Origin of the sequence: Azoarcus indigens (assembly GCF_004361735.1) — a bacterium.
In the GTDB taxonomy this organism is placed as follows: Bacteria; Pseudomonadota; Gammaproteobacteria; order Burkholderiales; family Rhodocyclaceae; genus Azoarcus; species Azoarcus indigens.
In genome coordinates this window covers 197,439-209,221 of the sequence record NZ_SNVV01000009.1, presented here as the reverse complement: position 1 = coordinate 209,221, position 11,783 = coordinate 197,439, and the positions used below count along the sequence as shown (strand labels likewise).

Below are 11,783 nucleotides of genomic sequence, written 5' to 3'. Positions count from 1 at the left end.
TCTGCTTCTTCTTGGCGGCGTACTCCAGGTCGGAAAAGCTCGATTGCATCGGTTGAGGTCTCGTCGTGGCCCAGCAGCCGCCATTATCTCAAAGGTACTCCGCCAGCCGGGCTGGTGGCGGACGAATAAATCAGCGGTTCCTTAAGGTGTCTCCCGTGTCCCAGGATTCGCCAAGGTGGGCGGATAGATTCTTAATGTCGTTGACGGCATTAACTAGTTCGCCGGCGTTTGCTGTCGCGCTCATTTTATCTTCCCCCAATAATCATGATTATTCCAAAGGCCGAGATATTGCCGAATAAAGTGGTTAGTAGAATGGTGCATAAGATATATATGAGTTCTGATGAGGTCGGGTTTTGGGTTTGATGGATTCTTTTCAAGAGGATTTCTTTTTCATTTTTTTGTGGCGTTGCTGCAGGAATTTTTGCCGATTTTTTTGCGATCAGTCCTACTGCTGTAATGCCAGTAAAAAGGCTCATCGAAATGATGAACCCTCTTTGTATGGAGGCTAAATCTTGATGGAGCGCTGAGAGTGATGCAGCGAGTAATGCGCCTATGATCAAGAGGGAAATGTCTATGGCGTATTTATGGGATAGGAGAAAAAGGGCTGCTCTTGTCAGCGGTTTTGATGTTTTATGGTTTTTCATGAAGTGAGCTTGTCCTAGGTTGCTTGATGTTGTTTATGGGTTTCGGCATAAGCTGATGTCTGATTGGGCCGAGTTCATGTTTTCAGCGCTTCCTGCAATCGCGGTAAGCACATTTACAGTGTTAGAAGTAGTCATGGTTAAGCCCCTGAACTGGCGTTAAAGGCGCCCCAGAGGGAAATCAAAATTCCAATAGCGAGGAGAGCTTTTCCATGGTGGTATTTCTTCCATAAATCGGTTTTTTTAGCCCTTCTATAAACGTAATATAGTCAGTTTCTCGGTCCGATTTTTTCTTGTATGCACTTGATGCGCTGTACATCTGTACTCCACCAAAAATTGTGATCAGGTTTCCAAGAAATAGCGCTGCTAGCTCAATTGACATTTTTTTCTGAGTGGTTTGTGATTTAAGTTCGTATCCTTGGCTGCTTGCTGTTGTCTATGAGTTGCGGCATAAGTCACTGTCTCATTTAGCAAGCTGAAGCAAATTGCCGGCAGTATTGATGTCAACTCCCATTTGGTTTGCTAGCGACTTTCCTGCGCTCCAGGCGTCTCCCCCATTTGCAGCATACTCACCCACGGTAATTATCAGATTTCCCATTTTTTATCTCACTGGAAAAAAGGAGAAGAAGAAAAAAATCCTACTACTGCTGTGAGTAGGAAGTAGAGTAAATGCCCCGATATTCTTGAAAGCTGACCAAGTAGTACTTGATTGTTTTTTCTCTCTGCTATCGTCTTAATTAAGGCAAAGAGCGATGAGCAGGCGAGGGCTGCGCCGGTAATGAGGCGGCGCAATGTGTCTGTGAAAGATGCAGGAGGGCTTGATCCTGAAAGCCAATCGATATTGAAACGTATCGCAGCTATGAAAATTAAGGTGATCGATGTAATCAGAGTGTTGATAATGAATTTTTTCATGGCGGTCTTAGGGTGAAGGGGGCTTATTTCTTGTCTCCAGGGAAAACTAGTAGCTTTGAGACAAATAAGATTGCAGCGCCTAATGCCGCGGATGGAAGAAATCCAAACCTCATCGGCGGTGAAAGCCACAGTGCTAAAGCAGCTAAGGCTGCAAGTAGTATGGACAGCAGGGTGGCTCCAATCAGGTCGCCGCGCCGTATTTCTTTCCCGTCGCTGCTTGTCGGGCCTCCTCGCTCTGCTTTCTCGTTATGGAGTGGCTCGTCATCTACTTCTGTCTGATCGCTGTTCATTTATAAGAAAAATATAAATACGAGGTGTTTGCATCACCGCTCGCCCAGACTCTCATCGACGGTCTGCAGGACCGGGCTGAGGAAATACTCAATCACGCGCCGGTGCCCGGTCTTGATCTCGGCGGTGACCGCCATGCCGGCGGCCAGATTCACCGTGCGCTCGTCCACCTGCAGGGTGGCGCGCTCCAGTTTCAGCCTCACCGGGAACACCAGGCCGCGCTGCTCGTCGGCCACCGCGTCGTTGGAGATGAAGCTCACTTCGGCGGGGATCGTGCCGTAGCGGGTGAAGGGGAAGGTTTCGACCTTGATCTCGGCGCGCTGGGCTTGCTTGACGAAGCCGACGTCCTTGTTCTCCAGCACTGCCTCGATTTCGGCGGCGTAGTCGTGGGGGACGATGACCATCAGTTGCTGGGCGGGGGTGACGACGCCGCCTTCGGTGTGGATGGCCAGCTGCTGGACGGTGCCGGCCACCGGGGTGGTGAGGCGCATCAGGCGGGATTTGTTTTCGGTCTTGGCGACTTCGGCTTGCAGGCTGGCGGCTTGTTGTTCGGCTTCGGTGCGCTCGGCGCTGATGCCGCGCAGGAATTCGGCTTGCCAGGCGGCCCGGTTGGCCCGGCCCTGGGCGATGGTCTGGTCGAGTTCGAGGAGTTTGGCGCGCTGGTAGGCGAGGTCGCGTTCGATCTCGATGCGGGCTTGTTCCTGTTCGAGGTAGCCGTGCTGGGAGACGAAGGCGCGGTCGACGAGGTTCTTGTAGTCGGCTTCGCGGCGGCGGGCGATGGGCAGCGTGGCGTCCAGTTTGGCGACGAGTTCGCGGGTGGCGGCGTGTTCGGCCTGGGCGCGGGCGATTTCGCCGTCGAAGGCCTGGACGCGGGTGCGGTATTCGGCGAATTGGCGGGCGAGGAGTTGGGTTTCGGCGAGGTGGCGGCTGGCGGGGACGTCGTCCAGGGCGGGGAGCGTGGGCAGGCGGTTGCCGGCATGCGCGCCTTCGAGGCCGTCGAGCAGGCTCACGGCGCGGGCGGCCTTGAGCCGGGCGGTGGCCCAGGCTTCGCGGGCCTGGGCGTCTTCGGCGCCGGCGGCGGTGGCGTCGAGTTCGACGAGGAGGTCGCCGGCCTGCACGGTCTGGCCGTCGGCGACGTGGATGCGGCGCACGGCGGCGGTTTCGATGGGTTGGATGATCTGGGCGCGGGTGCTGGGGATGATCTTGCCGGTGGCGGTGGCCACGGTGTCGATGTGGCCGAAGATGGACCACAGCAGCAGCACGGCGAAGGCGGTGACGAGGAGGCCGATGAGCACACGCGGCAGCGGGCTGGGCGGGGTGTCCTGCAGTTCGAGGGCGGCGGGGAGGAACTGGCGTTCGAGCGGGCCGCGGGCGGTGGGGGCCAGTTGGTGGCGGGCTTGCCAGGCGGCGGCAAAGACGCGCTTGTAGCGACCGAGCAGGTCCAGGGTGGCTTGGGCACGCATGGTTCAGGCCTGCTGCAAGGCGTAGAGCTTGGCGTAGGTGCCGTTGGGGCGTTCCTTGAGTTCGCCGTGGTGGCCTTCTTCGATGAGTTCGCCGTGATCCATGACGAGGATGCGGTTGGCGTCTTTCACGGCGGAGAGGCGGTGGGCAATGATGATGACGGTGCGGCCGCGGCAGATGTCGCGCATGTTGTCCTGGATGATGCGTTCGGATTCGTAGTCGAGGGCGCTGGTGGCTTCGTCGAGGATGAGGATGCGCGGGTTGGTGAGCAGCGCGCGGGCGATGGCGATGCGCTGGCGCTGGCCGCCGGAGAGGGTGGCGCCGTGTTCGCCCACCGGGGTGTCGTAGGCCTGGGGGAGTTGCATGATGAAGTCGTGGGCGCCGGCGAGCTTGGCGGCGGCGATGACGTTCTCGAGGGGGGCGCCGGGGTCGGTGAGGGCGATGTTGTCGCGGATGGAGCGGGCGAAGAGCATGTTCTCTTGCAACACGACGCCGGTCTGGCGGCGCAGCCAGACCGGGTCGGCGAGCGCGAGATCGACGCCGTCGACGAGCACGCGGCCGCGCTCGGGGACGTAGAGGCGCTGGATGAGTTTGGTGAGGGTGCTCTTGCCGGAGCCGGAGCGGCCGACGATGCCGATGACGTCGCCCGGGGCGATGGTGAAGGAGACGCCCTTGAGGATTTCGGCGCCGTCGGCGCGGTAGCGGAAGCGCACGTGTTCGAATTCGATGCGGCCCTGCATGGCCGGCAGTGCCGCCCGGCTGGCGGGCAGTTCGGTGCGGGTGTTGAGGATGTCGCCAAGCCGGGCCATGGAGATGCCGGTCTGCTGGAAGTCCTGCCACAGGTTGGCGAGCCGCATGATGGGCTGGGAGACGCGGCCGGCGAGCATGTTGAAGGCGATGAGGCCGCCGACGGTGAGGGCGCCGTCGATGACCTGGTAGGCGCCCAGCCAGAGGATGGCGACGGTGGTGAGCTTGCCGATGAGGCCGACGCTCTCGGCGGCCCAGGCGCCCAGGCGGGTGACGCGGAAGCCGGCGGCGACGTAGCCGGCGAGTTGGTTGTCCCAGTGGCGGGTGAATTGGGGTTCGACCGCCATGGCCTTGACGGTGTGGATGTTGGAGACGGATTCGACGAGGAAGGCCTGGTTGTCGGCGCTGCGCTGGAATTTCTCGTTGAGACGGCCGCGCAGGATGGGGGTGATGCCGATGGAGAGCGCGGCGTAGATCGGCAGGGTGGCGAGCACGACCAGGGTGAGCCAGATCGAGTACCAGGCCATGACGGCGATGAAGACGATGGAGAAGAAGAGGTCCAGCACCAGGGTGAGGGCCTGGCCGGTGAGGAACTGGCGGATGTTCTCGAGTTCGCGCACGCGGGCCACCGAGTCGCCCACCCGGCGGGCTTCGAAGTAGGCGAGCGGCAGGTTGAGGAGGTGGCGGAAGAGGCGGGCGCCGAGTTCGACGTCGATGCGGCTGGAGGTGTGGGCGAAGAGGTAGGTGCGCAGCGCCGAGAGCAGGCTCTCGAAAAGGTTGACGGCGACCAGGCCGATGCCGATCACGGTGAGGGTGGCGTAGCCCTTGTGCACCAGCACTTTGTCCATCACCACCTGGAAGAAGAGCGGGGTGACGAGGGCGAAGAGCTGGAGGAAGAAGGAGGCGACCAGGACTTCGCCGAGCAGCCGCCGGTATTTGACGATGGCGGGGATGAACCAGGAGAAGTCGAAGCGGGCGAGTTCGGCGGCGAGCGAGGCGCGCGAGGCGAGCAGGACGAGGGTGCCGTCCCAGCGGGCGAGGAATTCGGCTTCGGGGAGGATCTGGGGCCGACCGCTGGCGGGGTCCTGGATGAGGACACAGCGCTCGGGCACGGGGGCGGTGCCGAGGGCATCGTTGCGGGCGTCGGTGCCGCTGTCGATGCGGGCGAGGATGAAGAAGCCGCCGTTACGGTCGCAGGCGATGGCCGGCAGTGGGGTGGTGGTGAGGGCTGCTGGCCGGAAGCGGCCGTGTTTGGCTTTGAGTCCGAGTTCCTTGGCGGCAAGCAGCACGGCGGAGAGGGGAAAACTGCCGTCCGCTGCGCCATGGCGATGGAGGAGCGCCTCCGTGTCCGCCGCCACGCCGTGCAGCCGCGACAGCATCGCCAGACACGCCAGCCCAGAGGCCGGCTGAAGGGTGTTCATGACTCTGGTTCCAGGATTTGAAATTCCAAAACAATATCCTATTCGAGTCGTTCGGGGCGTGATTTAGTCGCGCTTTTACCCCTTTGTTATAAGCCCGCGTGCATGATTTACACAGAGGGCGCAAGAAATCGCTTGCCTTGCCCATTAGGCTTCATTTTTAATTACTGACTGGTTAGTAATTAAATCCATGGCGCAGCCAGGGGGATGGTGTGGCGGGCACGGCGGGGAAGACTCTTCCGACGGCGGCGAAGGCTGGGGCTGAGGTCCGGCCGCGGCGTCGGCGCAAGGATGCGCGGCCGCAGGAGTTGACGGCGGCCGCGCTGGCCTTGTTCGTGGAGAAGGGCTTCGCGGCTACGCGGCTGGACGAGATCGCGGCGCGGGCCGGGGTTTCCAAGGGCACGCTTTACCTCTACTTCGACAGCAAGGAGGCCTTGTTCAAGGCGGCGATCGAAGAGGGCGTGCTGCCGGCGATCGAGGCGGGCGAGGCCTTGCTGGACGAGTACGGTGACGACCCGGTGGGATTGGTGCGCGGCTTTCTGCGCGCCTGGTGGGAGCAGATCGGTAGCACCGCCTATGGCGGCATTCCCAAGCTGATGTTCGCCGAGGCGGCCAATTTCCCCGAGGTAGCGCGCTATTACAACGAGGCGGTGATACAGCGCGGCGTGGCCTTGCTGCGCACGGCTGTGGCGCGGGGCATTGCCAGCGGAGTGTTCCGCCCGGTGGAGCTGAGCGTGATCTCGCCGCTGCTGATTTCTCCGCTGATCCATCTCGCCACCTGGCGGAACTCCATTGCGCCCTTGTGCGGCGCCGGCGTGGACCCCGACTGTTACCTGGAAACCCATATCGATCTGGTGCTGCACGGCCTGTGCGCCGGCAAGAAGCCCGACGGAGAACAACGATGACGAAGAAACGACTGCGGCCCTTGCTGCTGCCGCTGGCCCTGGCGATGCTGCTGGCGGGATGTTCCAGGCCGCCGGAGGCGGAGGCGCCGCCGCGCGCGGTGCTTGTGCGCACGCTGGACGGGGCCGTCGGCACGGCCGCTGCCGAGGTCTATACCGGCGACGTGCGGGCGCGTTATGAGACGGACCTGGGTTTCCGCATCGGCGGCAAGATCGTTACCCGCCTGGTGGATGTCGGCGCCCAGGTGAAACGTGGCCAGCCCCTGGCTCGGCTTGATCCGCAGGATGCCTGGCTTGCCGCCGGCGCCGCGGCGGCCCAGGTAGCGGCGGCGGAGGCCGACCTGGCGCTGGCGAAGGCGGAGTTCGACCGGGCGACCGGCCTGCGTGCGCAGAACTTCATCAGCGCTTCGGCGCTGGACAGCCGCCGCACCTCGCTGCAGGCGGCGGAGGCCAGGCTGCGGCAGGCGCGCGCCGAGGCAGCGACGGCGAACAACCAGGCCGGCTATACCACGCTGGAAGCGGATGCCGACGGTGTGATCACCAGCGTGACGGCCGAGGCCGGCCAGGTGGTGGCGGCTGGCCAGGCGGTGATGCGGCTGGCGCGACCGGGCGAGCGCGAAGTCGAAATCTATCTGCCGGAATCCCGCGTGGGCGGGGTGGCGCCGGGCGCGGAAGTGGAGGTGCGCTCCTGGATTTCTCCCGAGCGGCGCTACGCCGGCACGGTGCGTGAGGTGGCGCCGGCGGCGGACGCGGCAACCCGGACCTACGCGCTGCGGGTGAGCGTGCCCCAGGCGGACGACGCGCTGAAGCTGGGCTCCACCGCCAGTGTCGCGTTCCTGCGCGGCAGCGCCGGGCAGATGGTGCTGCCCTCGCCGGCGGTGACCCAGGTGGAGGGCCGCCAGGTGGTGTGGTTGGTGGGCGAGGGCGACGTGGTGCGGCGGGTGCCGGTGGAGGTGGCCAGTTTCCGTGAGGACGGCGTGGTGATCAGCGGCGGCCTGCCGCAAGGCGCGCGGGTGGTGGTGGTCGGCGTGCACAAGCTGATCGAGGGCCAACAGGTGCGGCCGGTGGCGGAAGATGCGCCGGTGGCGCTGGATGTACGTCGATGAGCGGCGGCAAGGCGCCGCTGGAGCGGCGGCATCGCTTCAATGTGTCGGAGTGGGGCTTGTCCCATCCGTCCATGGTGCTTTTCCTGCTGATCGCGCTGACGGTGATCGGCCTGGCGTCCTACACCAAGCTGGGGCAGTCGGAAGATCCGCCCTTCACCTTCAAAGTGATGGTGGTGCGGGCGGAGTGGCCGGGTGCCAGCGCGCGCGAGATGGAGCTGCAGGTCACCGACAAGATCGAGAAGAAGCTGCAGGAGATTCCGCAGCTGGATTTCGTGCGCAGCTTCTCCAAGCCGGGGGTGACGCAGGTCTTCTTCCTGGCGCGGGATTCCACCCCGCCCAGGCAGATGCCGGACGTGTGGTACCAGGTGCGCAAGAAGATAGGCGACATCCGCGGCACGCTGCCGGAGGGCGTGCAGGGGCCGTATTTCAATGACGAGTTCGGCGACACCTACGGCAACATCTTCGCGCTGGTGGGCGAGGGCGTTTCCCAGGCGGAACTGAAGCGCCACGCCGAGGCCATCCGCAGCGAACTGCTGCGGGTGCCGGACGTGGCCAAGGTGAGCTTCTTCGGCGAAGAGCCGCAGCGGGTCTACATCGAACTCTCCAACACCAAGCTGGCGACCTTCGGCCTGGCGCTGACCGACATCGTCGCCGCGCTGCAGGAGCAGAACGCCAAGGCCGGCGCCGGCTTTTTCGAGACTGCCGACGAGCGCATCTGGCTGCGCCCCAGCGGCCAGTTCGACAGCCTGGAGGCGATCGCCGGCACGGTGATCCGCGCCCGCGGCCGCGCCTTCCGCCTGGGGGATGTCGCCGAGGTGAAGCGCGGCTACGCCGATCCGCCTGGCGAGCGCATGCGCTTCATGGGCCAGGAGGCCTTCGGCATCGGTGTGTCCATGCGCGATGGCGGCGACATCGTCGCCCTCGGCCATCACCTGGACGAGGCGGTGAGCCGGGTGGACCGGCAGCTGCCGGTGGGCATCAAGCTGGAGCGGGTGGCGGACCAGCCGCGGGCGGTGCGCGTCTCGGTGGGCGACTTCGTCAAGGTGCTGATCGAGGCGGTGGTGATCGTGATGGCGGTGAGCCTGCTGTCGCTGGGCCTGCGCACCGGCATCGTGGTGCTCATCATCATTCCGGTGGTACTGGCGATCACCTTCCTGTTCATGCATCTCTTCGACATCGGCCTGCACAAGATCTCGCTGGGCGCGCTGATCATCGCCCTCGGCCTGCTGGTGGACGACGCCATCATCGCGGTGGAAATGATGGCCACCAAGATGGAGCAGGGCTGGGAGCGGGTGAAGGCGGCGAGTTTCGCCTACACCTCCACCGCCATGCCCATGCTCTCCGGCACGCTGGTGACCGCGGCCGGCTTCCTGCCCATCGCCACCGCCGCCTCGGCCACCGGCGAATACACCCGCTCCATCTTCCAGGTGACGGTGATCGCGCTGCTGGTGTCCTGGGTGGCGGCGGTGCTGTTCGTGCCCTACCTCGGCTACCACCTGCTGCCGGACTTCGCCGCCAACCGTGGCAAGCCCTCCTGGTTCGCCAAGCTGGTCGGGCGCTTTTCGCCGCGGCTGGGCGAGCGGCTGGCGGAGCGTTCCGCCCATGCCTTCGACCAGCACGACGAACACGCCATCTACCACACCGCCTTCTACGTGCGCTTCCGCTCGGTGGTCGACTGGTGCGTGGGCCACCGCTGGATCGTCATCGTGGTGACGCTGCTGCTCTTCGTCGGCTCGCTGGTGGTGTTCGGCCGCTTCGTGCCGCAGCAGTTCTTCCCGGACTCGACCCGGCCGGAACTGCTGGTGGACCTGCGCCTCACCGAAGGCGCCTCCCATCAGGCGACCGAGCGGGAGGTGAAGCAGCTGGAGCACTTCCTCGGACAGCAGCAGGGCATAGAGAACTATGTCGCCTGGCTGGGCACCGGCAGCCCGCGCTTCTACTTGCCGCTGGACCAGCAGCTGCCGCAGACCAATTTCGCCCAGTTCGTCATCCTCACCACCGGTCTGGCCGAGCGCGAGGCGCTGCGCACTGCGCTGATCCGCCACTTCGCCGAGCAGCCCGGCGGTGTGCAGGCGGTGATCAACCGGCTGGAGAACGGCCCGCCGGTGGGGTTCCCGGTGCAGTACCGGGTGAGCGGCTTCGATGTGGACAAGATGCGCGAGATCGCCCATCAGGTGGCCACGGTGATGCGGGCGGACAGCCGCCTCTCCAATGTGCAGCTGGACTGGGAGGAGCCGTCCAAGACCGTGCGCTTGCACATCGACCAGGACAAGGCCCGGCTGCTGGGCATCTCCAGCCAGGATATCTCCAACCTGCTGGCGACCTCGCTGCAGGGCACCACGGTGACCCAGTACCGCGAAGGCACCGAGACCATTTCGGTGGTGCTGCGCGGCGCCGAGTCCGAACGGGTGCATCTGGGCCTGCTGCCCGATCTTGCCATCCCCACGCCCGGCGGCCGCAGCGTGCCGCTGGCGCAGGTGGCGACGCCGGAGTACGGCTTCGAGGACGGCGTGATCTGGCGCCGTAACCGGGTGCCGACGGTGACGGTGCGGGCCACCCTCTACGGCACGGTGCAACCGGCGGTGATCGTCGCCCAGCTGCAACCCCGTATCGACGAGATCGCCAGGGCCACGCCGCTGGGCTTCCATGTGGACGTCGGCGGTTCGGTGGAGGAGAGCAGCAAGGGCGGTTCCTCGGTGGCCGCCGGCGTGCCGTTGTTCATCCTCACCGTGCTCACGGTGCTGATGCTGCAGCTGCAGAGCTTCTCCCGCACCGCCATGGTGGTGCTCACCGCGCCGCTGGGCATGATAGGCGTCACCGCTTTCCTGCTCGCTTTCAACAAGCCCTTCGGCTTCGTCGCCATGCTGGGCACCATCGCGCTGTCGGGCATGATCATGCGCAACTCGGTGATCCTGGTGGACCAGATCCAGCAGGACATGGCCGCCGGCCACACGCCCTGGCATTCCATCGTCGAATCCACCGTGCGCCGCTTCCGCCCCATCATGCTCACCGCGGCGGCGGCCATCCTGGCGATGATCCCGCTGTCGCGCAGCGCCTTTTTCGGGCCGATGGCGGTGGCCATCATGGGCGGGCTGACGGTGGCGACCCTGCTCACCATGCTGTTCCTGCCGGCGCTGTACGCCGCCTGGTACCGGGTGCGCAAGACGCCGGACGACGAGGCCGAGATGCGCGAAGGGGCGACGGCATGAAAGCATGCGCCGGAGGCCGTCGGAGGCAGGGGACTGCGCTAGAATGCGAAGGTTTTTCTTCAGATTCGCTATCGACTAGCGTGTCACCAGCCTGCGACGGGAGCCCAAGATGAATTTCGAGAAAGCGCGCTTCAACATGGTCGAGCAACAGATCCGCCCCTGGGAGGTGCTGGATCCGGATGTGCTGGACCTCCTGATGACCGTAAAGCGCGAGGAATTCGTGCCCGCGGCCGCCCGTTCCCTGGCCTTCGCCGATGTGGAGATCCCCATCGGCTGCGGTCAGGTCATGCTCAAGCCGGTGATCGAAGGCAAGATCCTGCAGGCGCTGCAGCTGCATCGTTCCGACTCGGTGCTGGAGATCGGCGCCGGCTCCGGCTACTTCGCCGCCCTGCTGGCCGCGCGTACCGAGTGGGTGCGCACGGTGGAGATCGAGCCGGCGCTGGTCCGCTTCGCCCATGAGAACCTCGCGCGCTATGGCGTGGAGAACGTGATCGTCGAAGAAGGCGATGCGGTGCAGGGCTGGGCCAGCCGCGCGCCCTACGACGTCATCGTCGTCTCCGGCGGCCTGCCGGAAGTGCCGAAATCGCTGCTGGAACAGCTCAAGGTTGGCGGCCGCCTGTTCGCCTTCGTCGGCAGCATGCCGGTGATGAAGGCGCGCCTCATCACCTGCGAGGCCGAGGGCCGCTTCCGCACCGAAGACGTTTTTGAAACCCTGGTGCCCATGCTGCGCAACACGCCGCCGCAGGACACATTCCGCTTCTGAAGGACGCCATGCGCCAGATCACGCCCGTCGAACTCGCCGACTGGATCGGCAACCCCGAAAAGACCCCGCCTTTGCTGCTGGACGTGCGTGAGCCCTGGGAATTCCAGCTGTGCCACATCGCCGGTTCCGAACCCATGCCGATGGGCACGGTGCCGGCCCGCATGGCGGAGCTGGACCCGGAGCGGGAAACCGTGGTGATCTGCCACCACGGCGGGCGCAGTGCGCAGGTGTGCATGTACCTGGAGCACCAGGGCTACGGCAAGGTGATCAACCTTGCCGGCGGCGTGGCCGGATGGGCCGCCCGCGTCGATCCCTCCATGCCGCAATACTGAGGCG

General features: G+C 64.3%; 9 protein-coding genes. 5 read left to right on the top strand and 4 right to left on the bottom strand.

The features are described 5' to 3' along the window. Positions 1–245 precede the first annotated feature (245 nt). The 4 genes from C7389_RS12450 to C7389_RS12435 all read right to left on the bottom strand — a co-directional run bounded on the left by C7389_RS12450 (position 246) and on the right by C7389_RS12435 (position 5,470). Positions 246–644, bottom strand: a complete 399-nt coding sequence (locus C7389_RS12450; protein WP_133591839.1) for a hypothetical protein — start codon at positions 642–644, stop codon at positions 246–248. A 603-nt stretch (positions 645–1,247) separates the two neighbouring features. After that, positions 1,248–1,553 carry a hypothetical protein gene (locus tag C7389_RS12445; RefSeq protein WP_133591837.1) on the bottom strand — a complete coding sequence of 102 codons (306 nt, stop codon included), beginning with the start codon at positions 1,551–1,553 and terminating at the stop codon, positions 1,248–1,250. A gap of 323 nt (positions 1,554–1,876) precedes the next feature. After that, positions 1,877–3,304, bottom strand: a complete 1,428-nt coding sequence (locus C7389_RS12440; protein WP_133591835.1) for an HlyD family type I secretion periplasmic adaptor subunit — start codon at positions 3,302–3,304, stop codon at positions 1,877–1,879. Positions 3,305–3,307: 3 nt separating this feature from the next. Beyond that, positions 3,308–5,470 carry a type I secretion system permease/ATPase gene (locus tag C7389_RS12435; protein WP_133591833.1) on the bottom strand — a complete coding sequence of 721 codons (2,163 nt, stop codon included), beginning with the start codon at positions 5,468–5,470 and terminating at the stop codon, positions 3,308–3,310. Positions 5,471–5,775: 305 nt separating this feature from the next. Between C7389_RS12435 and C7389_RS12430 the strand changes: the two genes are divergently transcribed. The 5 genes from C7389_RS12430 (at position 5,776) to C7389_RS12410 (ending at position 11,779) form a co-directional block, all read left to right on the top strand. Further along, on the top strand, positions 5,776–6,372 hold the full coding sequence (locus C7389_RS12430; protein ID WP_211168278.1) for a TetR/AcrR family transcriptional regulator: 597 nt from the start codon (positions 5,776–5,778) through the stop codon (positions 6,370–6,372). Further along, positions 6,369–7,475, top strand: coding sequence for an efflux RND transporter periplasmic adaptor subunit (locus tag C7389_RS12425; RefSeq protein WP_133591829.1), 1,107 nt, complete (start codon positions 6,369–6,371; stop codon positions 7,473–7,475). Before C7389_RS12430 ends, C7389_RS12425 begins: the two co-directional genes overlap by 4 nt. Next, positions 7,472–10,684 (top strand): efflux RND transporter permease subunit, encoded by a 3,213-nt coding sequence (locus C7389_RS12420; protein WP_133591827.1) that lies wholly within the window; start codon positions 7,472–7,474, stop codon positions 10,682–10,684. Before C7389_RS12425 ends, C7389_RS12420 begins: the two co-directional genes overlap by 4 nt. A 109-nt stretch (positions 10,685–10,793) precedes the next feature. Further along, positions 10,794–11,447: a protein-L-isoaspartate O-methyltransferase family protein gene (locus tag C7389_RS12415; protein WP_133591825.1), complete on the top strand. Its 654-nt coding sequence runs from the start codon at positions 10,794–10,796 to the stop codon at positions 11,445–11,447. A gap of 8 nt (positions 11,448–11,455) precedes the next feature. Continuing rightward, positions 11,456–11,779 carry a rhodanese-like domain-containing protein gene (locus C7389_RS12410; protein WP_133591823.1) on the top strand — a complete coding sequence of 108 codons (324 nt, stop codon included), beginning with the start codon at positions 11,456–11,458 and terminating at the stop codon, positions 11,777–11,779. The last annotated feature ends 4 nt before the right edge of the window (positions 11,780–11,783 follow it).

What these genes read in the sequence shown, in the direction of transcription:
- C7389_RS12425 (WP_133591829.1), top strand. Translation starts at nt 6,369, where the DNA reads ATGACGAAGAAACGACTGCGGCCCTTGCTGCTGCCGCTGGCCCTGGCG.
- C7389_RS12450 (WP_133591839.1), bottom strand. Translation starts at nt 644, where the DNA reads ATGAAAAACCATAAAACATCAAAACCGCTGACAAGAGCAGCCCTTTTT.
- C7389_RS12410 (WP_133591823.1), top strand. Translation starts at nt 11,456, where the DNA reads ATGCGCCAGATCACGCCCGTCGAACTCGCCGACTGGATCGGCAACCCC.
- C7389_RS12440 (WP_133591835.1), bottom strand. Translation starts at nt 3,304, where the DNA reads ATGCGTGCCCAAGCCACCCTGGACCTGCTCGGTCGCTACAAGCGCGTC.
- C7389_RS12415 (WP_133591825.1), top strand. Translation starts at nt 10,794, where the DNA reads ATGAATTTCGAGAAAGCGCGCTTCAACATGGTCGAGCAACAGATCCGC.
- C7389_RS12435 (WP_133591833.1), bottom strand. Translation starts at nt 5,470, where the DNA reads ATGAACACCCTTCAGCCGGCCTCTGGGCTGGCGTGTCTGGCGATGCTG.
- C7389_RS12420 (WP_133591827.1), top strand. Translation starts at nt 7,472, where the DNA reads ATGAGCGGCGGCAAGGCGCCGCTGGAGCGGCGGCATCGCTTCAATGTG.
- C7389_RS12445 (WP_133591837.1), bottom strand. Translation starts at nt 1,553, where the DNA reads ATGAAAAAATTCATTATCAACACTCTGATTACATCGATCACCTTAATT.